Genomic DNA, 22995 nt, shown 5'->3' on the forward strand with positions numbered 1-22995 from the left:
TTTGCGGGGCAATTAAATTCTTATTTATTATTTACCTGCAGATTTACCGGCTTTTCTTCTTAAGATCTCACCTGTAAATTTAATACCTTTACCTTTGTAAGGCTCAGGTTTACGCAATGAACGGATTTTAGCAGCAACAGCTCCTAACAATTGCTTATCTGCTGATTCCAAAATAATTTTTGGATTCGAACCCTTTTCAGTTGCCGTAGTAACTTTAACTTCTGCCGGTAACTCGAAAGCAACGTTATGAGAGAAACCCAAGGTTAATTCTAACATTTGTCCTTTATTAGCTGCACGATAACCAACACCAACAAGTTCTTGTTCTGTTTTATATCCTTCACTAACACCTTTTATCATTGAAGCCAATAATGCGCGGTACAAACCGTGCATTGCTTTGTGACGTTTTTGCTCAGTAGCACGAATTACAGTTAAAACACCATCTGTGTTTGAAACAGTAATTGCTGAATCCATAGCTTGCGTTAAAGTTCCCTTTGGCCCTTTAACAGTTGCAACATTCTTATCAGAAACATTGAACTCAACTCCTTTCGGAAGTGTGATTGGTAATTTACCTATTCTTGACATTTTTCTTTCCTCCTAAATATTAATAAACATAGCACAATACTTCGCCACCTACTTTTTGTGTTTTCGCTTCTTTATCAGTCATTACACCTTTAGAAGTAGAAATAATAGCGATACCTAACCCGTTTAAAACGCGAGGTAATTCTGTTGAACCGGCATATTTTCTTAAACCCGGGGAACTCACTCTTTCAAGATTTTTGATAGCCGACTGTTTGTTAACAGGGTGGTATTTCAAAGCAATTTTAATAGTGCCTTGAGCGGTTGTATCTTCAAATTTGTAGCTAAGGATGTAGCCTTTTTCAAAAAGGATCTTTGTGATCTCTTTTTTTAGGTTAGAAGAAGGAATCTCTACGATTCTGTGGTTTGCTTTGATAGCATTTCTCACTCTTGTGAGGTAATCTGCAATTGTATCTGTCATTTTATTTGGTTTTATATGTTATCCCGCGAACAGGATAATTATACATGAATACTCTTTTTTAGTAATCGAGCTGAATTACCAGCTTGATTTGGTCAATCCAGGAATCAAACCGTCAAGCACCATTTCACGGAACTGATTACGTGAAATACCGAATTGACGCATATACCCTCTCGGACGACCAGTTAATTTACAACGGTTACGTTGACGAGTTGGTGATGAAGCTCTTGGTAATTTTTGTAATCCAACTGAATCACCTGCAGCTTTTAAAGCAGCTCTTCTTTCAGCGTATAGATCAGCAAGTCTCTTACGTTTAACTTCTCTTGCTTTCATTGATTCTTTTGCCATTCTTTTTCTTTATTTAGGATTTGTGATTTAGTCCCGTACGTACGGGACTAATTCCTTAATTTATTTCTTTTGATTTTTAAAAGGTAATCCGAATTCACTTAACAATGCTAATGCTTCTCCATCAGAAGTTGCAGAAGTTACAAAGGTAATATCCATACCCATGATTTTGCTAACTTTATCAATATCAATTTCCGGAAAAATGATTTGTTCAGTAACTCCTAATGTATAGTTACCACTTCCATCAAACCCTTTATCGTTGATTCCTCTGAAGTCACGGATACGTGGAAGAGCAACAGAAATTAATCTGTCTAAAAACTCATACATTGTATCGCCACGAAGCGTTACTCTCACTCCAATAGGAACACCTTTACGAAGTTTAAAGTTAGAGATATCTTTCTTAGAAATGGTAGACACAGCTTTTTGTCCGCTGATCGTTGTCATTTCCTTAATAGCACCTTCAATCAACTTTTTATCAGAAACAGCGTCTCCAACACCTTGATTAAGGCATATTTTTTGAAGTTTAGGCACTTGCATAGAACTGCTGTAACCGTACTTTTTTTGTAAAGCTGGAACTACGTCCGCTTTATATTTGTCTTTTAAACGTGGTGAATAAGCCATTATTTAATTACCTCCCCTGTCTTTTTTGAGTAACGTACTAATTTTTTCGATTTTTCATCTAATTTGCGACCAACGCGGGTCACTTTACCTGTTCCTGGTTCAACTAGCATTAAGTTTGAAACATGAACTGACGCTTCTTTTTTAATAATTCCGCCTTGAGGATTTTTTGCATCCGGTTTAGTATGTTTCGATACTAAATTAACTCCTTCAACAACGGCACGGTTTTTAACTTTATCGATTGATAAAACTTTACCTTCCTGACCTTTTGAGTCTCCTGCAAGAACTTTTACTAAGTCGTCTTTTTTGATATGTAATTTAACTTTCATTGTTTTTTATTTTGTTCCAAGGCTCAGACCTTGGCTATAATTATAATACTTCCGGTGCTAAAGAGATGATTTTCATAAAATTTTTATCTCTCAGTTCACGAGCTACTGGTCCGAAAATACGGGTTCCTCTTAACTCGTCTGTAGCGTTTAACAATACAACAGCGTTGTCATCAAAACGAATATAAGAACCATCCGGACGGCTGATTTCTTTTCTTGTTCTAACTACTACCGCTTTTGAAACAGCTCCTTTTTTAATGTTTCCAGAAGGTAAAGCGTGTTTTACAGTTACTACCACTTTATCTCCAATTGAAGCATATCTTTTTTTCGTACCGCCTAGTACACGGATAACCAGTACTTCTTTCGCACCGCTGTTATCAGCTACTAATAATCTTGATTCCTGTTGTACCATTTTTTTATTTATCTAGTTTGGGTTGATAAACTAATTTTTAGTCAGCGCACCCCAAAGGTTTTTGTTTAACTATTTCGCTCTTTCGATTACTTCAACCAGTCTCCAGCATTTGTTTTTGCTGATTGGACGTGTTTCAATAATTTTTACGGTATCACCGATATTGCAAGTGTTTGCATCATCGTGCGCAACAAACTTAGTCGTTTTGTTTACGAACTTACCATATTTCGGGTGTTTTACTTTACGTTCAACCGCTACAACAATGGATTTTTCCATTTTGTTACTGGTAACTGTACCAATTTTTTCTTTTCTTAAATTTCTTTCCATTGTTTGAAATTATTTTTTAGCCTCAGCAATTTGTCTTGAGCGAAGTTCTGTTTGTAATCTAGCTACTGTTTTTCTGTTAGCAGTGATGCTAGCAGGATTTTCAATAGGAGATACTGAATGATTCAACTTTAATTTAGACAAAGAAACTTTTTGTTCTTTGATTCTGTCGTTAAGATCAGTAGTTGAAAGTTGTTTGATATCTTCTTGTTTCATTTTTGTTGATGTTCTTTAATATATTAGTTTGCTTCTGCAGCGTAATCTCTTCTAACAATAAACTTTGTTGTTACAGGTAATTTTTGTGCAGCTAAACGCAATGCTTCTTTTGCAACTTCCATAGGAACGCCTTCTGCTTCAAACATGATACGCCCCGGTTTCACTACTGCAACCCAATATTCAGGAGCACCTTTACCTTTACCCATACGAACCTCTGCAGGCTTAGAAGTAATTGGTTTATCAGGGAATACACGAATCCAGATTTGACCTTCACGTTTCATAAAACGAGTAACTGCAACCCTTGCAGCTTCTAACTGACGAGCTGTAACCCAGCATCCTTCAGTTGCCTTTAATCCAAATGAACCGAATGAAAGTTGATCGCCACGCTTCGCGTTGCCTTTCATCTTCATTTTGTGCATCTTTCTAAATTTGGTTCTTTTCGGCTGTAACATTATTTCTTATTTTTTGATTTTTTTCCCGATAACTTAGGGATAAAATTATTTATTTTTAGTTTTAATTACTTTCTCTCTCTTCTGTCGTTTCCACCTTTTCTAGGTCCGCCAGTTCCACGTTTTTCAAACTTTGGATTTCCAGTTTTTGGAGCTCCACCTTTACCATCTTTAGCACCGGCAGCAGCGTTTCCTACATTTGGAGAAAGGTCACGTTTTCCATAAACTTCTCCTTTGCAGATCCAAACTTTAACTCCGATACGACCATAGGTTGTATGTGCTTCACCCAATGCATAATCGATATCTGCACGCAATGTATGTAATGGTGTACGTCCTTCTTTATACCCTTCAACACGTGCCATCTCAGCTCCAGCCAAACGACCAGAACATTTTACTTTAATTCCTTCTGCACCCATTCTCATTGTAGAAGCAACTGCCATTTTCACAGCTCTACGGAAAGAGATACGGCCTTCAATTTGACGAGCAATACTATCAGCAACTAAACGAGCATCTAATTCAGGACGTTTAATTTCAAAAATATTGATTTGAATATCTTTTTTAGTAATCTTTTTTAATTCTTCTTTGATTTTATCAACTTCAGCTCCACCTTTACCGATAATAATTCCAGGACGAGATGTGTTAATAGTAACAGTAATAATTTTCACTGTTCGCTCGATCACAATTTTTGAAATACTCGCTTTTGCCAAACGTGCTTTCAAATATGTTCTAATTTTGTGATCTTCTACTAATTTGTCGGCAAAGTTTTTACCACCATACCAGTTAGAATCCCATCCTTTAATGATGCCTAAACGTAAGCCTACCGGATTTGCTTTTTGTCCCATTGAAAATTATTATTTAGTTTCTTCTTGTTTCTTGTTTGATACTTTTTTCTTTTCTTCTACTTTTTTGCTGTCAACAACAATCGTAACGTGGTTTGAACGTTTTCTGATTCTGTTTGCACGTCCTTGTGGAGCTGTTCTTAAACGCTTCATTTGAAGTGCGCTATCAACAAAAATTTCTTTCACAACCAAGTTGCTGTCTTCAGGACGTTGTCCTGTTTTCGCTTCGTAGTTTGAAATTGCTGATGCCAACAATTTTTCTAATCTTCCGGAAGCTTCTTTTGGATTGAATTTTAAAATATTCAAAGCCATAAATACTTCTTTACCTCTGATAAGGTCGGCCAACAATCTCATTTTACGAGGAGATGTAGGGCAATTTTTCAAGACAGCAAAATATCTGCTTTTGTTTGCCTCTTTGCGAGCATCTGCCGCGTTTTGTTTTCTAACACCCATTTTACTTGTATATTATAAATCTCTTAATAACTATTTTGCTACTTTATCTTTGTTTCCAGAGTGACCTCTGAACGTACGTGTTGGTGCAAATTCACCAAATTTATGTCCAACCATGTTCTCTGTAACATAAACCGGAATAAATTTATTCCCGTTGTGAACCGCTACTGTTAATCCAACGAAATCCGGAGAAATCATTGATCTGCGAGACCAAGTTTTGATTACTGTTTTTTTACCTGAAGCTTGAAGATCTAATAATTTTTTCTCAAGTTTCCAGTCGATAAAAGGACCTTTTTTTAATGAACGTGCCATCTATTTTTGTTTTTAGGTTGTGAATCTCAAATTGATTGAGACCATTAAACCGTTATTAAATTATTTTTTTCTTCTTTCGATAATGTATTTGTTAGAAGCCTTTTTCGGATAACGTGTTTTATATCCTTTAGAAGGCAATCCAGTACGAGAACGTGGGTGACCACCTGAAGCTCTACCTTCACCACCACCCATTGGATGATCCACAGGGTTCATTGCAACCGGACGAGTTCTCGGTCTGCGACCTTGCCAACGTGTACGACCAGCTTTACCGCTGATTTCCAAGTTGTGATCCGCATTCGATACTGTACCAATTGTAGCCATACAAGTAACTAACACCATACGTGTTTCACCTGAAGGCATTTTAATGATTGCATATTTCCCATCTCTTGCACTCAATTGAGCAGCAGAACCAGCACTACGAGCCATAATAGCTCCTTGTCCCGGACGCAATTCAATATTGTGAATAGCTGTTCCTAATGGAATATCAGATAAATAAAGTGCGTTTCCTACTTCAGGAGCAGCATCTTTACCAGATACAATTTTTTGTCCTACTTGCAAACCGCTTGGAGCAACGATATAACGTTTTTCTCCATCAGCATAAACAACTAAAGCAATACGAGCGGTACGATTTGGATCGTACTCGATTGTTTTAACTGTTGCAGGAATACCTTGTTTATCTCTTTTGAAATCGATGATACGATACTGTTGTTTGTGACCACCACCAATGTAGCGCATAGTCATTTTACCTGTATTATCGCGACCTCCGGATTTTTTTACCGGTACCAACAAACTTTTTTCTGGTTTGCCGTGTGTGATATCATCGTTATCACTTACTAATTTAAAACGTTGCCCTGGGGTTAGGGGTCTAAATTTCTTTAAAGCCATCTCAGTTTTTTTATTTTCACAGGTTACAAACCTGTATAATTATTTCCTTATTTTTCTTAAGTAGATTTTCTTCTACTCATAGGTTGGTTAAAACCTTCCTATTACTAAATGCTTGCGTAAAAATCAATTGCTTCGCCTGCTTTAAGCGTTACAACTGCTTTTTTATGCTGGTTCACTCTACCAATAGCAATACCTTTTGTAGTGTTACGGGTTTTCACTTTTCCAACATAATTTTGTGTGTTTACTGACTCAACAGTAACACCATATAATTTTTCAACAGCTGATTTTATTTCCACTTTGTTAGCAGCTTTTGCCACTACAAAACCATAGCGATTAAATTTTTCGCCTTGGGCTGTCATTTTTTCGGTTATAACCGGTTTTACTATCACGTTCATCTTATTAATTGCTTAATAAATTTTCAATTTCCTTCACTGAACTCTCTACCAATAACAAATTACTTGCGTTCAAAATATCGTAAGTGTTTAAATCCGAAGCAGTTACGACTTTTGCATTGGTCAAATTTCGGGACGACAAATATATGTTTTTATTTGATTCCCCCAACACTAATAGTGTTTTTTTATCTGAAAGCTTCAAATTATTGATTAGATCAGCATATTTCTGAGTTTTTGGAGAATCAAAAGTAAAATCTTCCAAAACTGTAATATTACTTCCTTGAGCTTTATAAGTTAAAGCAGATAGACGAGCCAAACGCTTTAATTTTTTATTCAATTTAAAAGAGTAATCTCTTGGACGTGGACCAAAAATACGGCCACCACCTACGATTGTACCAGATTTGATACTACCTGCACGTGCTCCACCTGTACCTTTTTGTTTCTTTAATTTTTTAGTTGAACCAGAAACTTCATTTCTTTCTTTCGACTTATGAGTTCCTTGACGTTTATTTGCTAAGTGTTGTTTCACATCCAAATAAATGGCATGGTCATTCGGCTCGATGCCAAAGATTGCATCGTTTAAGCTCACCTTCTTAGAAGTAGCTTTACCGCTTATATTTAAAATTGATACTTCCATTTTATTTCTCGATTGTAACGTATGAACCTTTTGCACCTGCGATAGACCCTTTTACAATTAAAAGGTTTTTATCTGCAATTACTTTTACTACTTCTAAGTTTTGAATTTTTACACGGTCTCCACCTGTTCTTCCAGCCATTCTCATTCCTTTGAATACGCGTGAAGGCCAAGATGATGCACCCAATGATCCTGGCGCACGTTGACGATCATGTTGTCCATGTGTTGATCCTCCAACACCACCAAAACCGTGACGTTTAACAACACCTTGAAAACCTTTACCTTTTGAAGTACCTGCTACATCGATAAAGTCACCTTCAACGAATAAATCAACAGTAACTACTTCACCAAGATTTTTCTCAGTTTCGAAGTATTTAAATTCAACCAATTTACGTTTAGGAGTGGTAGCGGCTTTAGCAAAGTGACCTTTCATTGCAGAAGAAGTATGTTTTTCCTTCTTCTCATCGAATGCCAATTGTACTGAAGCGTATCCGTCTTTCTCCAAGGTTTTTACTTGCGTAACAACGCAAGGACCAGCTTCAATAACTGTGCATGGTATATATTTACCATTGGCACTGAAGATACTGGTCATTCCAATTTTTTTACCTATTATTCCAGACATTTTTATTTATTTATTATTTGTTTTTTATTACGATGCTTTGATTTCTACTTCTACTCCACTTGGTAATTCTAATTTCATAAGTGCATCAACTGTTTTAGAAGTTGAGTTGTAGATGTCTAATAATCTTTTGTATGAGCACAATTGAAATTGTTCACGTGCTTTTTTGTTTACGTGTGGTGAACGCAAAACTGTGTAGATTTTTTTCTGTGTCGGCAATGGAATCGGTCCACTAACAACAGCTCCTGTCATTTTCACAGTCTTAACAATTTTCTCAGCAGACTTATCAACTAAGTTGAAGTCGTAAGATTTTAATTTGATTCTGATTTTTTGGCTCATAGTTTTATTTGATAAAGAACGATGTTATATTAATTTACTTTTTCTGCTTTTCCTTTTGCTTTTGCAATTACCTCATCAGAAGTGCTTCTTGGAGCTTCTGCGTAGTGTGAAAACTCCATCGTTGAAGTTGCACGACCTGAAGTAATCGTACGCAATGTTGTAACGTATCCAAACATTTCAGACAATGGAACTTTTGCTTTAATAACTTGAGATCCAGCTCTTGTGTCCATTCCTTCAATCATACCTCTACGTTTGTTCAAATCTCCTACAACATCACCCATGTTTTGTTCTGGTGTTAAAACTTCCACTTTCATGATTGGCTCTAACAACACTGGTTTTGCTTTTGGCATTGCCTCGCGGAATGCGGAACGTGCACAAATCTCAAATGACAATGCATCTGAATCGACATTGTGATATGAACCATCCAACAATCTTACTTTTAATGTATCTACAGGATATCCTGCCAATACACCATTTACCATTGCTGATTTAAATCCTTTTTCTACAGCTGGAATAAATTCACGAGGAATATTACCACCAGAAATTTCGTTGATGAATTGTAATCCACCCGCTTTTGTTGTTGCATCAAAATCTGCATCAACAGGAGATATTACAACTTGTATATCGGCAAATTTACCACGACCACCGGATTGTTTTTTATAAACCTCACGGTGCTGAACTTCTCCATTGATTGTCTCTTTATAAGATACTTGTGGAGGTCCTTGGTTACATTCTACCTTAAACTCGCGTTTCAAACGATCCAAGATAATCTCCAAGTGAAGCTCACCCATACCGGAAATAATTGTTTGACCACTATCTTCATCTGTTTTAACACGGAATGTTGGATCCTCTTCTGCTAATTTATTCAATGATACACCTAACTTATCTAAGTCGGCTTGAGTTTTAGGCTCAATAGCAACACCGATAACTGGTTCAGGGAAATTCATTGATTCAAGCACGATTGGATTTTTCTCATCACAAAGAGTATCCCCTGTTTTGATATCTTTAAATCCTACTGCTGCTCCAATATCACCTGCTTCAATAAATTCAATTGCATTTTGTTTGTTTGCATGCATTTGGAAGATACGAGAAATACGCTCTTTATTTCCACTACGTGTATTTAACACATAAGAACCTGCATCTAAACGACCTGAATATGCACGGAAGAAACACAAACGACCTACGAATGGATCGGTTGCAATTTTAAATGCCAATGCAGTAAATGGTTCTTTTACATCCGGTTTACGAGAAATTTCTTCCCCTGTATCAGGATGTGTTCCTTTTGTTTCTTCTTTATCTAATGGTGATGGCATTAATTCCATTACCAAATCTAACATTGTTTGAACACCTTTGTTTTTAAAAGCTGACCCGCAAACCATTGGAACTACTTTGTTCGCAACACAAGCTTGACGAAGAGCATCCAAAATTTCACGCTCAGTAAGCGATTCAGGATCTTCGAAGAATTTCTCCATCAATCTATCATCGAATTCTGCAATTGCTTCTAATAATTTACCTCTCCACTCTGTCGCTTCATCTAAAATTTCAGCAGGAATAGGAACTTCTTTAAAAGTCATTCCTTGATCGTGTTCATTCCAGATAATTCCACGGAAATTGATCAAATCAACTACACCCATAAATGTTTCTTCAGCACCAATAGGCAACTGCAATGGTAAAGGATTTCCACCCAATACTTCTTTCACTTGTCCTACAACTTTTAAGAAATCGGCACCTGAACGGTCCATTTTATTTACGAAACCAATACGAGTTACGTTATAGTTGTTCGCTAATCTCCAGTTTGTTTCAGATTGAGGCTCTACACCATCAACTGCAGAAAACAAGAAAACCAAACCATCAAGGATACGCAATGAACGATTCACCTCTACTGTAAAGTCCACGTGACCCGGAGTATCAATAATATTTACTTTGTATTGATTTCCTCTGTATTTCCAGAAACAAGTCGTTGCAGCAGAAGTAATAGTGATACCACGCTCTTGCTCTTGTACCATCCAATCCATTGTTGCAGCACCATCATGTACCTCACCAATTTTGTGATTTACACCTGTATAATAAAGGATACGCTCGGTACAAGTTGTTTTACCTGCATCGATATGAGCTGCAATCCCAATATTTCTTGTATATCTTAAATCTGCCATTTTGTATATTCTAAACGCTGTGTATTAATTATTAAAATCTAAAGTGAGAGAACGCTTTGTTCGCTTCTGCCATTTTATGAACGTCTTCTTTCTTTTTGAAAGCTGCACCTTCTTCTTTTGCTGCTGCAACAATTTCTCCGGCTAATTTTTGAGCCATTGATTTTTCGTTACGTTTACGAGCATAAAGAATCATCCATTTAATTCCCATAGAAAGTTTTCTTTCCGGACGAATTTCAGAAGGAATCTGAAAGGTAGCACCACCAACTCTTCGGCTACGTACCTCAACTGCTGGAGTGATGTTACTCAATGCTTTTTTGAATGTATCTAATCCATCAACATCCGGAGTTCTTTTCTGAACGATTTCGATTGCATCATAAAACACATCGTATGCAGTACTTTTTTTACCATCATACATCAAATTGTTCACGAAACGTGTTACCAAAATATCATTAAATTTTGGATCAGGTAAAAGAATTCTCTTTTTGGCTTTGGTCTTTCTCATTGTTTGTTTTTTTAGAGCTTAAATTTGTTGCTTCAGGTTCCCCTTACTCAAATCCTAACTCGGGTTTTAATTATTTTTTAGCAGCTGGTTTAGCACCTGCTTTTGGTTTTTTAGTTCCGTATTTTGAACGTCTTTGGTTACGACCATCAACTCCAGAAGTATCCAATGCACCACGAACGATATGGTAACGAACTCCTGGTAAATCTTTTACCCTTCCACCACGAATTAACACAATCGAGTGTTCTTGTAAGTTATGACCTTCTCCCGGAATGTAGGCATTCACCTCTTTTTTGTTGGTTAAACGCACACGGGCAACTTTTCTCATAGCCGAATTCGGCTTTTTTGGAGTTGTCGTGTATACACGTGTACAAACTCCACGTTTTTGAGGACAAGAATCAAGAGCCGCAGACTTACTTTTGTTAACTGCTTTTAATCTCCCTTTACGCACTAATTGTGATATTGTAGGCATTTTTCTGTTGTTAAATTTTTATCTTTTTTTGATGTAAATAAAATACATCCCCGCTTTTTTGGGGACGGCAAAGGTAATAATTATTTATTATAAACAACAGATGGTTTAAAAAAAAATGCGATTTCTCTGCTTTTTTTATTGTTTTTTTGGCAAAAAAGCTGGAACGCTCTTTTAATTAAGGGATTCGGGAAGGCAAAAAAAATATTTTTTTTTACAAAAATATCGAAAAGCGAAAAATTTCTCACGAAGAGAAAAACTTCAAAAAAACGATGCCAAAAATGATACATTTTAGCTTCTTTTTTAATCCATTTTTTAAAAAAAACATTCTTTTTGATACAAAAAAGGAGCTCAATTTGAGCTCCTTTTTTGCTAAAATTTATATTTTTTTTAACGTGTCAACAAGAAATATCCTTTTTCAAAATACTCTTTCCCGTCAAATCCTTTCGCTTTTATAATGAAGAAGTACGTTCCATCAGGAGCCTCTACCCCACTCGCTGTTCTTCCATCCCAACCACCATTGGTAGTATGCCATTCATATTCTTTTTGTCCCCAACGGTTGTAAATTTCTGCATCCATTGTTTCTAAGCCAATTGCTTGAACAGTAAATACATCATTGTTATTATCACCATTCGGAGTAAATACGTTTGGAATTACGAATACTGAATTAATAAATACATCTATCGTTGTACAAGCTGTATCTGCACAGCCTGCAGCATTCATAGCAATTAAACAAGCTGTATATTGACCCAAAGGAGTATAGATGTATGTTGGACTAAATACCGTTGACGTATCCCCATTAACTCCAAAACTCCATAAATAACTGGTTGCTCCGGTGCTTGTATTGGTAAACGTCACAGAAAGTGGTGTTTCACCAGATGTTGTATCGGTATTAAACGATGCAACCACGCTGGATGAAGAATTCACAACAAATCCGGAAAATCCGCCTAATGAAATGGAGCATCCATTGGAATCAGTAATTGTTAATACATAATTACCAGGCCCAACACCCGACAAATCCAAGGCTGTTCCAACAACCGTTCCTGAACTATCCACCCATGAATACGAATAGGGAGCGGTTCCACTCACTACAGTAACACCTGTTATGGCTCCTGTTGTGGTTCCACAATCCGCGGCTGTTACAGTAACAACGGACGTATCAGCAACCGGCAATTGATTTATTGTAACAGTTACCATTGTTGCTGGTCCTTGACAAGCACCAATAGTTCCGGTTACCCAGTAATTGGTAGTTGTGGTTACTACCGGAGTGTAAGGATTTGCTGTACCAATTAAAGATGTTAATGCTGCATCTGCATACCATGTCACTGATCCGGAACTTGTAACCGAAATCGGTGTAATTGCACTTCCGGCACATGCAGCTGGTGGATTTGTTACAATTGGAGCTGATGGCGTATTATTTATGGTTACAGTAATACTGTCTACAACAGGACCACAAGCACCTGCAGGATCGTTTGTTGTTAAGTATAATGTAACTACACCAGCAGTTGTATCCGCAAATGAAGGCGTGTATGTTGCACCTAAAATAGCTGAATTATCAAATGTTCCGGAACCGCTGGTTGTCCAAGTAGAACCCGTTGCACTGCCACCAATTGTTGCACCGGAAATAACATAGGTGTTTCCTGCACAGATAACGCCATTTGTTCCCGCATCAACAGTTGCAGAAGGGTCAATGATAATCGTAGATGTTGCAACTGCTGTAGCACATCCGCCAGCGGCTGCAATCGTATTGGTAATCGTATATGTTCCAGGAGTAGAACTAGCCATATCAATTTCTCCTGTACTTGTACTTGCAAATACTAAACCTGCAGGTGTTGCACTAAACACACCCGCACTAGATCCTACAACAAATGATGGTGTCGGATTCGCATCTGTTTGACAGAAAGGAGTTGAATATGAGAATACAGCACTTGGTGCGTTTGTAATTGTTATACTAACAGTATCCGCATTTGGACAAACACCATTAGTTGAGTAGATGATGTCGTACGTTCCTAAAGTACTTCCGGCCAAATTTATTTCACCTGTGGTTGTACTAACAAACACAACTCCCGCAGGCGTTGCACTGAATGTTCCACCTGGTAATCCGGTGATTGTAGGTAAAGGATTCGTTCCGGTTTGACAGAACGTTGAGCCTGTGTAATTTAAATGTAGCTACATCCAAAGGTGTAATCGCTAACGTCATTACATCGGTTGTTTGTGTACAAACTCCCGCAGGGTCATTTGTTGTAATCGTTAACACAACACTTCCTGCAGCAACATCTGCTGCAGATGGTGTATAGGTAGACGTCAAGCTTCCTGTATTACTAAAAGTTCCTGTTCCTGAGCTTGTCCAAGTAATAGAAGTTGCACTTCCGCCCATCGTTGCGTTCAACAAATAAGCACTTCCCTCGCAAATTGTTCCGTCAATTCCAGCTGAAACAGTAGGAATCGGATCAATCACAACAGACGTTGTTGATGATGCTGCCGCACAACCTGAAGCGGCTGCAATGGTATTAGTAATTGTATAGGTTCCTGCAGCACTTGCAGCCAAATCAATTTCCCCTGTAGATGTACTGATGAATACTAACCCTGCTGGAGTAGAACTAAACACACCGGCACTGGCACCGGCACCAAAAGTTGGATAGGCCGTTCCATTTTGGCAAAATGGTGTTCCATAAGTGAATGTTGCATCCGGAGCTGCTGTTACGGTTACACTTATTGTACTGTTGTTCGGACAGATACCACTTGTAGTAAATGTGATGAAATAATTACCCAATGCACTTGCGCTCACATCAATTAAACCGGTAGCTGGATTTAGGAAAACCAAACCAGCAGGTGTTGCCACAAATGTTCCACTTGCTCCGCCCACAATTGTTGCAACAGGATCGGTTCCTGTTTGACAGAATGTGGAGGATGGATAGGAGAACGTTGCATCATCCTGAGGGTTAATCGTCAATACCATTAAATCAGTTACTGCACCACAAACTCCGGCAGGGTCATTCGTTGTTAATGTTAAAGTTACCGTTCCTGCAAGAATATCTGCAGCGGATGGTGTATAGGTTGTGGTAGCAGACGTTGAACTACCAAATGTTCCACTTCCGCTTGTTGTCCATGTAACACCGGTTGCACTACCTCCAAATACGCCAACTAGATTTGCAGCGACATTCGAACAAATAACATCATTTGGTCCTGCATTTACAGTAGCAGCCGGACTAATGGTCAATGTCATTACATCCGATACGGCATTACAAGGTCCGGCCGGATTGTTAGTCGTAATAGTTAAAGTTACAGAACCAGCTGCAATGTCTGCTGCAGATGGCGTATATACAGCTGTTGGTGACGTTGCACTACTAAATGTTCCTGAGCCTGTAGTTGTCCAAGTAATAGAGGTTGCACTTCCGCCCATAAAACCGGCTAGTGTATATGTACTACTTGAACAAATAGTTGCATTACCACCTGCAGATACTGTTGCTGCTGGATTGATTGTCAAAACCATTGAATTCGTTACAATACCGCAAGGTCCAACAGGATCATTTGAAGTAATTGTTAATGTTACTGTACCTGCCGCAATATCAGCTGCAGATGGAGTATATACAGGAGTTGTGATATTTGGATTACTGAATGTACCTGTACCTGAGGTGGTCCAAGTAACCAATGTTGTACTTCCTCCCATTGTTCCTGCTAAAGTAAATGTGCTACCCGCACATATTGAATTTGCAGGTCCTGCACTTACTGTAGCTGCAGGATTAATTGTTAATGTTAAAACATCCGAAACAGCAGTACAAGGACCTGCCGGATCATTGGTTGTAATTGTAAGTGTTACAGATCCAAAAGCGATATCAGCAGCTGATGGGGTGTATACAGCTGTTGTTGATGATGCGGAACTGAATGTTCCTGTTCCACTTGTTGTCCAAGTGATAGAAGTTGCTCCCCCCCCCATTGAACCGGATAATGTATAAGTTGTTCCCGAACATATAGTTGCATTTGCTCCAGCAACAACAGTAGGTGCAGGATTAATGGTTAACGTCATTGTAGCAGTAACAGCAGGACAAGGACCAGCTGGATCATTTGTTGTGATTGTAAGAGTTACTGTTCCAGCTGCGATATCTGCAGCAGATGGTGTATAGATTGCTGTGGTAGAAGCCGTATTGTTAAATGTACCAGTACCGCTGGTTGACCAAGTAATAGACGTTGCACCTCCACCCATTGTTCCGGATAATGAATAAGTTGAACCAGAACATATGGTTGCATTTGAACCCGCAGAAACAGTTGCAGCAGGATTAATGGTTAATAGCATCGTGCTATTTACAGCCACGCAAGGTCCTGCTGGATCATTTGTGGTAATCGTTAAAGTAACTGCCCCTGCAGCGATATCAGCAGCAGATGGAGTATAAACAGGAGTAAGAGATGTTGAACTGCTAAATGTTCCAGAACCACTGGTTGTCCAGGTTACACTTGAAGCACCACCACCCATTGTACCGGCTAAGGTATACGTTGATCCAGAACAGATAGTCGCAGCAGAACCTGCAGAAACTGTAGGAAGCGGATTGATTGTTAAAATTAAGGAACTGGTTGCTGCAGGGCAAGGTCCAGCAGGATCATTGGTTGTTAAAGTTAAAGTTACAGTACCTGCAGCAATATCAGCAGCAGATGGCGTATAAATAGCACCTAATAAAGCAACGTTATTAAATGTTCCTGTTCCGCTAGTTGACCAAGTGGAAGAAGCAGCACTGCCACCAATTACACCGGCAAGCGTATATGTTCCACCAGCACAAATTGTAGCCGCAGAACCGGCTGTAGCTGTTGCAACAGGATTAATTGTTAAGACCATGGTGCTTGTTACGAATCCACAAGGGCCAGCAGGGTCGTTTGTTGTTAAAGTTAAGGTTACCGAACCGGCAGCGATATCAGCAGCAGAAGGCGTATACACTGCTGTTGCCGAAGTTGCGGAACTGAAGGTACCTGTCCCCGAAGTAGTCCATGTTAAACTTGCAGCACTTCCACCAATAGAACCGGCTAAAGTATATGTACTACCTGCACAAATTGTTGCAGCTGAACCTGCGTTTGCTGTGGCGGCAGCATTAATTGTTACCGTATTGGTTGCACTGGCTGCAGCACAACCACCTGATGCAACAATTGAGTTGGTAACTGTATAGGTTCCGGGAGTAGACGCAGAAACATCTATTTGTCCGGTATTCACGTTCACAAATACTAATCCTGCAGGTGTTGCAGAAAATGTACCGGCAGTTGCTCCACCACTAAATGTTGGAAATGGATCTGTACCTGACGTACAATATGGTCCTGCATAACTAAAAGTCGCTGTTGGAGCCAACGTAATTGTAACACTTACATTGCTTGTATTTGCACAAGGACCAGGAGTTGTATATGTAACGGTATATGTTCCTAAAGTACTCGCTGCTAAATTGATTGTTCCTGTGGTACCATTAATTGATAAACCTGCCGGAGAAGAAGTGAATGTACCTCCAGCAACCCCTGTAACAGTAGGTGTTGGATTTGTTCCGGTTTGACAATAAGTAGCAGAGCCGAATGTAAATGCAGCATTTTGCAATGGTGTAATCGTTAAAACTAATACATCTGTAACTGGACCGCATGGGCCTGCTGGGTCATTCGATGTGATTGTTAGTGTCACCGAACCTGCAGAAATATCTGAAGCGGAAGGAGTATAAACAGGTGTTAAAATAGTTGTATTACTAAATGTTCCACTTCCACTAGTCGACCATGTTATTGAAGTTGTTGCGCCTCCTTGCGAACCAGCTAATGTATATGTTTGATTCGCGCAGATGGTAGCAGTAGCTGGTCCCGCGTTTACTGTAGGAGCAGGATTGATGGTAATGATAACCGTTGATACAGCTGCTGGACATGGTCCGGCAGGATCATTTGTTGTCATTGTTAAAGTAACAGTTCCAGCAGCAATGTCTCCTGCTGAAGGAGTATACGTTGGGGTAACAGAAGTAGTACTGCTGAATGTTCCACTTCCACTGGATGTCCAAGTAACAGAAGTTGCACTTCCACCAATAGAACCCGGAACAGAATAGGTAGAACCTGCACAGATGGTTGCAGCAGGACCTGCACTTGCAGTAGCACCAGGGTTAATCGTTAAAATCATGTTATCAGTAGCAGCTGTACAAGGTCCGGCTGGATCATTCGTAGTCAATGTCAACGTTACAGAACCGGCACTAATGTCAGATGCAGAAGGTGTATACGTAGCTGTTGCAGAAGTTGAAGAGCTAAATGAACCACTTCCACTGGTTGTCCAGGTTAAGGAAGTTGCTCCACCACCAATGGAACCTGCTAATGTATAAGTACTACCGGCACAAATAGTTGCGTTTACGTTGGCATTTGCAATAGCTGCAGGGTTAATGGTAACAACCAAAGAACTATTCACAGCAGGACAAGCGCCAGCAGGGTCGTTAGTGGTTAAAGTTAATGTTACTGTGCCTGCAGCAATATCTCCAGCAGAAGGAGTATATGTTGTATTTACTAAAGATGCGTTGGCAAAGGTTCCAGTACCGCTGGTTGTCCAAGTAGAAGAAGTTGCACTTCCACCAATGGAACCAGTTAAGGTAACGGTGCTACCTGAACAAATCGTTTGATTTGATCCCGCGGCAACTGTTGCAGCTGGATTAATTGTTAATGTTATAAAATCTGTTGCCGCACCACAAGGACCAGCTGGGTCATTCGTAGTGATTGTTAAAGTTACTGTTCCGGAAGCGATGTCCGCTGCTGAAGGAGTATATGTGGTAACCGGGGTTGATGCACTAGCAAAGGTTCCACTACCACTGGTTGTCCAAGTTGAAGAGGTTGCACTTCCACTGATATTCGCACCAGCAGTAGAATATGTTGAACCGGCACAAATGGATGCGGTTGGAGGACCGGCATTTGTAGCTGCAGGTAAACTGATGGTCAGAATCATAAAATCCGTTACCGCATTGCAAGGACCAGCTGGATTATTTGTTGTTATGGTTAAAGTAACCGTCCCTGCAGAAATATCTGCTGCAGATGGTGTATATACAGGATTTAATATTGTTGAATTGCTAAAAGTTCCACTTCCGCTGGTTGTCCAGGTGATGGTACTTGCTCCTCCACCCATACTTCCACCTAAAGTAGCTGTACTTCCCGAACAAATAGTTTGATCAGAACCAGCATTTACAGTAGCAGCAGGGCTAATTGTGAGAACCATCGCATCATTTACAGCACCGCAAGGTCCGGCAGGATCATTGGTTGTATAGGTGATTGTCACAGTTCCTGCTGCGATATCTGCTGCAGAAGGTGTGTAAACCGCATTGGTAGCGGTTCCCGAACTAAAAGAACCACTTCCACTCGTTGACCAAGTAGCACTTGTTGCACCACCACCGAATGTCCCGGCCATTGTTGCTGTTGTTCCGGAACAAATACTTTGATCTACGCCTGCCCCAACCGTTGCCGGAGTGTTTACCGTTACGGTGCTAGTAGCAGTTTGTGACGCCCCGCACGTTCCCGATATCGTTACGGTATAAGTAGTTGTGGATGCCGGACTGACCGATATAGATGAAGTTGTGGCTCCACCCGGAGACCAGGAATAACCTGTTGCCCCAACTGCGTTGGCAGTTAATGTGGCACTTTGACCTTGACAAATCGTAGCTGCTGAAGAGGAAACGCTTACCGTCAAAACCCCTGCCGTTGCGCTGATTGAATAATCACAAACATCACCTGCATATCCATCTACCATTAAATAATAGGTGTTTCCAATAACAAGTGGTGTAGCTGTAATTGTTCCATTCGTTTCTGTCCCAGGATTCCAACAATTTGAAAAGGAAGTAAAGGTGACACAATTGGTTGTGCTGTATACTTCCATTTGAATTCCTTGTGAATTTAAACAGTTTCCGACATTGATGTCAAATGTTGCGGAAGTTGCACTGGCAACAAATGATAACCAAGAGTTGTTTTCAACTGAGCCACAAAAACCTGCAGGAATTTGAGTTGCAGTGTAACAAGAACTTGTAGAACCGCAATACCCATTTAAGTTACAGATTGGAGTAGCAGCCAAACAGTTGTCGTTTGCGGTTGGATTCGTACAAGGAATTCCTGTATTTCCGAAGGAAAGTGTCCAGGAGTTAAGAGTTCCAACATCACCACCTCCATCATCAGTAATACAAAGTGTCCAAATACCATTTCCACTTGTATTGTTATTCACACAATTCATTGAACCTTCTGGTCTGTATGAACCATTAAAAGGAGCCGCTCCGGTAGTGATTGAGGTGGGTGCATTTCCGTCAAAACAAGTGGTGATAAAATTATTTCCTGCTCCACCGTTATCTGTAGTAAGTTCAATAACAGCTCCACTTGGGGATGTTAAAAAAATATCCAAATCGGCATCAAAGGTGTGAGAAATATTTAAACAAACATTTATCAATCCATTGGTTGGATTTAATGTACCAACTAACCCGGTAACGTTTGCTGTAAAGCATGTTGTGGTTACATCTGGAAGTGCACCAGTGGTACCGGAGAATGTTTGCGCTTTTGTTTGATGAGTCAAACATAAAAAACAGATAGCAAGAACAAAGAGTAGTTTTAGTTTCATATGCGTTTTGTTTAATTGCATTTTTTTAGAAAGAAGAAAGATATATGGATGTTTTTTATTTTTGTGTTTTTTGCTTTTTCAAATTACTCATATAATCGTGCAAATTATCCATTGGCACGGTTACTCCATCAACAATAATTTCGTCAAAACCAACTTTTTTCAGCATTTTTTGTACTAAGTCCGGAGGAAAAGTTTTTGATATAGTAATTGCACACAATGCATTGTTTTCAGCACTGGCGGGACTCATTCTCACTTTTTTTACACCATCTTGAGCTCTTATCAGCGTTGCTAAGCTCTCACAGTCACCTGCGTTAATATTTAAAACGAAAAAGGTCATTGTTACCAAATCACCTTCCACCGACCTCCCGGTTCCGGTTGTATATTTGAGTTTATAAGATTCTTTTTGTGTTTGAGCAACTGAAGAGATGGAAAATGCTAATAAAACCAATAGGAATATGGTTTTGGTGGAGTACAAAAATAATTTTCTCATTTGATGGTTAAATTTTTTAGTTAAAATTTGTCTAAGATACTATTAATCTGCTAAATAAGACATATTTATAGTCAAAAAAGTTGCATTCGTCTTATCGTTTTGAAGCCCCCATTAAATCATAATACATATTTGCCTTTTGTAAATCTCCTTTTTCTTTAAAATAATTTGCTAAAAAGGTGTTTAAAAACTTGTTGTTGGAGTTCAATCGAATGCATTCTTCAAAATAAGGAATTGCCGACAATGTATCCCCTTTCATGAAATAAACATTACCAATATTTACATGCAATACATCCGCCTTAATCCCTTTATCAATAGCCCCCTGGTTCAATTTTATAATTTCATCATATTTTTTTTGCTCAGCATACATCGCACTCAAAGAGAAATATGTACTAATAAAATTAGAGTCGATGGCGATTGTTTTCATGTAATATTTTTCGGCAACATCATAATTTTTCATCTTCGCCTCACAGGTTGCTAAATTAAAGTATGCTTCAACATAATTCGTATCCAATGAAATAGCTTTTTTTAGATAGGAAATCGATTTATCTGGTCGATTATAATACGTATAATAAATCATTCCTAAATTGTTCAAAGAGGAAATATAATTCGGAATAATTCGAATTGATTCTAAATAATACTTTTCAGCTTTTTGAACCTGAATACGTTTTTCCTGCAGACTCATTTTGGGGTTTTCTTTAATTTTTTGGATGCAAGCTGCTGCAATCAACGAATTGGCATGAGCGGATTCCGGAGCATTTTTTACATCGGTATCATATAACGTATACGTATCTCTCCAATCCTTGATTCGTGCAAAAGAACGTCCTCCAAAAAGCAAAATAAACACCCCTAAGGTTACTATCATTGAACTAGAAATAGCTGGAAATTTTGTTTCTTTCTTTTCATAAGAAAACTTAAACACTTTGAATAAAATCCAGGCTGCTGCAAAACACAAACCTAACGAAGGGATAAACGCAAACCGCTCTCCTACGATTCCTACCACCGGTACAACAACATTGGTAAACATAGAGATGGTAATAAAAAAGAAGATGATTCCAAATATTTCCAAGCCTTTCTGTTTAATATTCTTGAAAACATAATAACCAAAAGCAATCAATGCTACCAACACAATCCAAACAATTGGATTCCCCCAAGTAGCTACCGGTATTTGATTATAGCCGTAGTAAGAAACTAAGGGATGTGGAAAAATAAACATTTTCACATAAAAATAAATACTATACAAACCTGTTGGAATACGATCAAGAATAGTGGATCCCAAATAGAGTGGATTCTCCCAATCCAATGTTTTTCTGGAAAAATTCTGATTCGCTATTTTATTTGCAAAACGGTATACTAAAATTGGTAATGCGTAGGAAATAAATATCGGAATCATTCGCTTAAAAGAAACATCCTTCAAAAACCAAAGCGTAAAAGGAATAACAGCGATAATCGTCATCGCATCCTTTTTTGACATCAAGCCAAAAAGAATAAAAAATGCGCCAAAAAATAAGTGGTGATATTTTTTTGTTTCAACAAATTTCAAATAAAAAAACAAAGATAAAAGGCATCCAATAAAACTCAAAATAACATCTCTGTTCTTTATACTGATTACCACCTCCGAATGCAACGGATGAATCAAAAATAAAGTTGTGATTACAAAAGGAAGGATGATATTATATTTCGATAAAAAATGTTGAAGCACCTTAAAAAGCAATACAATTGAAAGTGCATACAATAACACATTAAAAAAATGACTAACATGCGGATTTACGCCAAAAAGCTCACATTCTAGAGCAAAAGTCGCTTTAACAATTGGACGATATTCATAGTTTGATTTTTGACTATTAATTACATAAGTTGTTCGGAAAATTTCGGGAATTGCTTTTACACCTTGCTGAACTTGCATATTATTCCGAACAACAAACTCGTCATCCATGGAATAATCATTCTTTATACTTTTCCCGTAAATTAAAAAGCATAAAAAGAAAAAAAACAAGACAATTCTCCGATTTATTTTTTTTTCATTTGACTCGGGTTCTAAAAGAATTTTTTCCTCCTTAATTTTTTCTTTTTCTTTATTTTTTTTCATCAATCTATGTTCAATTCAATTTACTATCAAATATAATTAAGATTTTAGCACAATTGGGAAGTATTTTTTGTACTTTTAAAACATAAAAGTGTTCAAAACTTTTTAAGCCTATCCATTTCAATATGCCGGCATTCATAAAAGCAATTAGTTATCACCTTCCTGAAAAAATCTTCCACAACGAGGAGTTTTTCAAGATATTTCCTGCTACAGAACTACAAAAGAAAATTATTTAAAGATTGGTGTACAAGAAAGACATATTGTAGAAAACTCGCAAACTGCTACAGACCTTGCTATTCATGCCGGACTAAAACTATTTGCCGAACACAACATTCAACCTCAGGAAATCGATTTCTTGTTATTTTGTGCACTTGAATTTGATTACACCTTCCCTGCTTCCGCCTCGATTATTCAGGAAAAATTAAACTTACCGACTACCTGTGGAGCCATGGATTATAGCTTAGGATGCAGCGGGTTTGTTTATGGCTTAGCAATGGCAAAAGGAATGATTGAATCGGTAGGAATGAAAAATGTGTTACTGATCACCTCTTCAACACTCACAAAAAATTCAT

At 38.4% G+C, this 22995-nt stretch carries 25 protein-coding genes; 1 reads left to right on the forward strand and 24 read right to left on the reverse strand.

The genetic code is table 11. The annotated features are described in order from the left end of the window. Window positions 1–27: 27 nt before the first annotated feature. From rplF to IPP64_11115, 24 genes are all read right to left on the reverse strand, one after another. The gene (rplF, locus tag IPP64_11000) at window positions 28–582 is read right to left on the reverse strand and encodes a 50S ribosomal protein L6 (GenBank protein ID MBL0329918.1); all 555 of its coding nucleotides are present in this window, start codon (window positions 580–582) and stop codon (window positions 28–30) included. 19 nt (window positions 583–601) lie between these two features. Next, on the reverse strand, window positions 602–997 hold the full coding sequence (rpsH, locus tag IPP64_11005) for a 30S ribosomal protein S8 (protein MBL0329919.1): 396 nt from the start codon (window positions 995–997) through the stop codon (window positions 602–604). 75 nt (window positions 998–1072) lie between these two features. Further along, window positions 1073–1342 carry a 30S ribosomal protein S14 gene (gene rpsN / locus IPP64_11010; GenBank protein ID MBL0329920.1) on the reverse strand — a complete coding sequence of 90 codons (270 nt, stop codon included), beginning with the start codon at window positions 1340–1342 and terminating at the stop codon, window positions 1073–1075. A gap of 60 nt (window positions 1343–1402) precedes the next feature. After that, on the reverse strand, window positions 1403–1960 hold the full coding sequence (gene rplE / locus IPP64_11015) for a 50S ribosomal protein L5 (GenBank protein MBL0329921.1): 558 nt from the start codon (window positions 1958–1960) through the stop codon (window positions 1403–1405). Then, complete coding sequence (rplX, locus tag IPP64_11020; protein MBL0329922.1) at window positions 1960–2286, reverse strand: 50S ribosomal protein L24; 327 nt, start codon at window positions 2284–2286, stop codon at window positions 1960–1962. Before rplX ends, rplE begins: the two co-directional genes overlap by 1 nt. Before the next feature lie 40 nt (window positions 2287–2326). Beyond that, the gene (gene rplN / locus IPP64_11025; protein MBL0329923.1) at window positions 2327–2695 is read right to left on the reverse strand and encodes a 50S ribosomal protein L14; all 369 of its coding nucleotides are present in this window, start codon (window positions 2693–2695) and stop codon (window positions 2327–2329) included. A gap of 69 nt (window positions 2696–2764) precedes the next feature. Next, entirely contained in the window at window positions 2765–3019 is a 255-nt protein-coding gene (rpsQ, locus tag IPP64_11030) for a 30S ribosomal protein S17 (GenBank protein MBL0329924.1), read from the reverse strand. A 9-nt stretch (window positions 3020–3028) separates the two neighbouring features. After that, window positions 3029–3232, reverse strand: coding sequence for a 50S ribosomal protein L29 (rpmC, locus tag IPP64_11035; GenBank protein ID MBL0329925.1), 204 nt, complete (start codon window positions 3230–3232; stop codon window positions 3029–3031). Window positions 3233–3255: 23 nt separating this feature from the next. Beyond that, window positions 3256–3684 carry a 50S ribosomal protein L16 gene (rplP, locus tag IPP64_11040; GenBank protein MBL0329926.1) on the reverse strand — a complete coding sequence of 143 codons (429 nt, stop codon included), beginning with the start codon at window positions 3682–3684 and terminating at the stop codon, window positions 3256–3258. Between the two features lie 65 nt (window positions 3685–3749). Next, window positions 3750–4523, reverse strand: coding sequence for a 30S ribosomal protein S3 (rpsC, locus tag IPP64_11045; GenBank protein ID MBL0329927.1), 774 nt, complete (start codon window positions 4521–4523; stop codon window positions 3750–3752). 9 nt (window positions 4524–4532) lie between these two features. After that, window positions 4533–4973, reverse strand: a complete 441-nt coding sequence (rplV, locus tag IPP64_11050; GenBank protein ID MBL0329928.1) for a 50S ribosomal protein L22 — start codon at window positions 4971–4973, stop codon at window positions 4533–4535. 30 nt (window positions 4974–5003) lie between these two features. Further along, window positions 5004–5282, reverse strand: a complete 279-nt coding sequence (gene rpsS / locus IPP64_11055) for a 30S ribosomal protein S19 (protein MBL0329929.1) — start codon at window positions 5280–5282, stop codon at window positions 5004–5006. A 60-nt stretch (window positions 5283–5342) separates the two neighbouring features. After that, entirely contained in the window at window positions 5343–6167 is an 825-nt protein-coding gene (gene rplB / locus IPP64_11060) for a 50S ribosomal protein L2 (GenBank protein ID MBL0329930.1), read from the reverse strand. A 104-nt stretch (window positions 6168–6271) separates the two neighbouring features. Then, window positions 6272–6562: a 50S ribosomal protein L23 gene (gene rplW / locus IPP64_11065; GenBank protein ID MBL0329931.1), complete on the reverse strand. Its 291-nt coding sequence runs from the start codon at window positions 6560–6562 to the stop codon at window positions 6272–6274. Window positions 6563–6566: 4 nt separating this feature from the next. Continuing rightward, window positions 6567–7196 (reverse strand): 50S ribosomal protein L4, encoded by a 630-nt coding sequence (gene rplD, locus IPP64_11070; GenBank protein MBL0329932.1) that lies wholly within the window; start codon window positions 7194–7196, stop codon window positions 6567–6569. 1 nt (window position 7197) lies between these two features. Further along, window positions 7198–7815, reverse strand: coding sequence for a 50S ribosomal protein L3 (gene rplC / locus IPP64_11075; GenBank protein MBL0329933.1), 618 nt, complete (start codon window positions 7813–7815; stop codon window positions 7198–7200). A gap of 27 nt (window positions 7816–7842) precedes the next feature. Then, window positions 7843–8151, reverse strand: coding sequence for a 30S ribosomal protein S10 (rpsJ, locus tag IPP64_11080; GenBank protein MBL0329934.1), 309 nt, complete (start codon window positions 8149–8151; stop codon window positions 7843–7845). Between the two features lie 29 nt (window positions 8152–8180). Next, window positions 8181–10304 carry an elongation factor G gene (gene fusA, locus IPP64_11085; GenBank protein MBL0329935.1) on the reverse strand — a complete coding sequence of 708 codons (2124 nt, stop codon included), beginning with the start codon at window positions 10302–10304 and terminating at the stop codon, window positions 8181–8183. A 31-nt stretch (window positions 10305–10335) separates the two neighbouring features. Then, complete coding sequence (rpsG, locus tag IPP64_11090; protein ID MBL0329936.1) at window positions 10336–10806, reverse strand: 30S ribosomal protein S7; 471 nt, start codon at window positions 10804–10806, stop codon at window positions 10336–10338. 70 nt (window positions 10807–10876) lie between these two features. Next, a complete protein-coding gene (locus IPP64_11095; GenBank protein ID MBL0329937.1) occupies window positions 10877–11275 on the reverse strand; it encodes a 30S ribosomal protein S12 in 399 nt (132 codons plus the stop codon). A 387-nt stretch (window positions 11276–11662) separates the two neighbouring features. Beyond that, window positions 11663–13333 (reverse strand): gliding motility-associated C-terminal domain-containing protein, encoded by a 1671-nt coding sequence (locus IPP64_11100; GenBank protein MBL0329938.1) that lies wholly within the window; start codon window positions 13331–13333, stop codon window positions 11663–11665. Continuing rightward, window positions 13323–19850, reverse strand: coding sequence for a proprotein convertase P-domain-containing protein (locus tag IPP64_11105; protein MBL0329939.1), 6528 nt, complete (start codon window positions 19848–19850; stop codon window positions 13323–13325). Before IPP64_11105 ends, IPP64_11100 begins: the two co-directional genes overlap by 11 nt. A 55-nt stretch (window positions 19851–19905) precedes the next feature. Continuing rightward, window positions 19906–20340 (reverse strand): hypothetical protein, encoded by a 435-nt coding sequence (locus IPP64_11110; GenBank protein MBL0329940.1) that lies wholly within the window; start codon window positions 20338–20340, stop codon window positions 19906–19908. Window positions 20341–20431: 91 nt separating this feature from the next. Beyond that, a complete protein-coding gene (locus IPP64_11115; protein ID MBL0329941.1) occupies window positions 20432–22426 on the reverse strand; it encodes a tetratricopeptide repeat protein in 1995 nt (664 codons plus the stop codon). Between the two features lie 196 nt (window positions 22427–22622). On the opposite strand from IPP64_11115, the gene IPP64_11120 reads away from it, so the two are divergent. Then, window positions 22623–22995, forward strand: a 373-nt coding sequence (locus IPP64_11120) for a 3-oxoacyl-ACP synthase (GenBank protein MBL0329942.1), incomplete at its 3' end; no start/stop codon positions are given.

The sequence above is a fragment of the Bacteroidota bacterium genome (genome assembly GCA_016722565.1).
GTDB lineage: Bacteria > Bacteroidota > Bacteroidia > 2-12-FULL-35-15 > 2-12-FULL-35-15 > 2-12-FULL-35-15.

What these genes read in the sequence shown, in the direction of transcription:
- rplF (MBL0329918.1), bottom strand. Translation starts at nt 582, where the DNA reads ATGTCAAGAATAGGTAAATTACCAATCACACTTCCGAAAGGAGTTGAG.
- rpsH (MBL0329919.1), bottom strand. Translation starts at nt 997, where the DNA reads ATGACAGATACAATTGCAGATTACCTCACAAGAGTGAGAAATGCTATC.
- rpsN (MBL0329920.1), bottom strand. Translation starts at nt 1,342, where the DNA reads ATGGCAAAAGAATCAATGAAAGCAAGAGAAGTTAAACGTAAGAGACTT.
- rplE (MBL0329921.1), bottom strand. Translation starts at nt 1,960, where the DNA reads ATGGCTTATTCACCACGTTTAAAAGACAAATATAAAGCGGACGTAGTT.
- rplX (MBL0329922.1), bottom strand. Translation starts at nt 2,286, where the DNA reads ATGAAAGTTAAATTACATATCAAAAAAGACGACTTAGTAAAAGTTCTT.
- rplN (MBL0329923.1), bottom strand. Translation starts at nt 2,695, where the DNA reads ATGGTACAACAGGAATCAAGATTATTAGTAGCTGATAACAGCGGTGCG.
- rpsQ (MBL0329924.1), bottom strand. Translation starts at nt 3,019, where the DNA reads ATGGAAAGAAATTTAAGAAAAGAAAAAATTGGTACAGTTACCAGTAAC.
- rpmC (MBL0329925.1), bottom strand. Translation starts at nt 3,232, where the DNA reads ATGAAACAAGAAGATATCAAACAACTTTCAACTACTGATCTTAACGAC.
- rplP (MBL0329926.1), bottom strand. Translation starts at nt 3,684, where the DNA reads ATGTTACAGCCGAAAAGAACCAAATTTAGAAAGATGCACAAAATGAAG.
- rpsC (MBL0329927.1), bottom strand. Translation starts at nt 4,523, where the DNA reads ATGGGACAAAAAGCAAATCCGGTAGGCTTACGTTTAGGCATCATTAAA.
- rplV (MBL0329928.1), bottom strand. Translation starts at nt 4,973, where the DNA reads ATGGGTGTTAGAAAACAAAACGCGGCAGATGCTCGCAAAGAGGCAAAC.
- rpsS (MBL0329929.1), bottom strand. Translation starts at nt 5,282, where the DNA reads ATGGCACGTTCATTAAAAAAAGGTCCTTTTATCGACTGGAAACTTGAG.
- rplB (MBL0329930.1), bottom strand. Translation starts at nt 6,167, where the DNA reads ATGGCTTTAAAGAAATTTAGACCCCTAACCCCAGGGCAACGTTTTAAA.
- rplW (MBL0329931.1), bottom strand. Translation starts at nt 6,562, where the DNA reads ATGAACGTGATAGTAAAACCGGTTATAACCGAAAAAATGACAGCCCAA.
- rplD (MBL0329932.1), bottom strand. Translation starts at nt 7,196, where the DNA reads ATGGAAGTATCAATTTTAAATATAAGCGGTAAAGCTACTTCTAAGAAG.
- rplC (MBL0329933.1), bottom strand. Translation starts at nt 7,815, where the DNA reads ATGTCTGGAATAATAGGTAAAAAAATTGGAATGACCAGTATCTTCAGT.
- rpsJ (MBL0329934.1), bottom strand. Translation starts at nt 8,151, where the DNA reads ATGAGCCAAAAAATCAGAATCAAATTAAAATCTTACGACTTCAACTTA.
- fusA (MBL0329935.1), bottom strand. Translation starts at nt 10,304, where the DNA reads ATGGCAGATTTAAGATATACAAGAAATATTGGGATTGCAGCTCATATC.
- rpsG (MBL0329936.1), bottom strand. Translation starts at nt 10,806, where the DNA reads ATGAGAAAGACCAAAGCCAAAAAGAGAATTCTTTTACCTGATCCAAAA.
- IPP64_11095 (MBL0329937.1), bottom strand. Translation starts at nt 11,275, where the DNA reads ATGCCTACAATATCACAATTAGTGCGTAAAGGGAGATTAAAAGCAGTT.
- IPP64_11105 (MBL0329939.1), bottom strand. Translation starts at nt 19,850, where the DNA reads ATGAAACTAAAACTACTCTTTGTTCTTGCTATCTGTTTTTTATGTTTG.
- IPP64_11110 (MBL0329940.1), bottom strand. Translation starts at nt 20,340, where the DNA reads ATGAGAAAATTATTTTTGTACTCCACCAAAACCATATTCCTATTGGTT.
- IPP64_11115 (MBL0329941.1), bottom strand. Translation starts at nt 22,426, where the DNA reads ATGAAAAAAAATAAAGAAAAAGAAAAAATTAAGGAGGAAAAAATTCTT.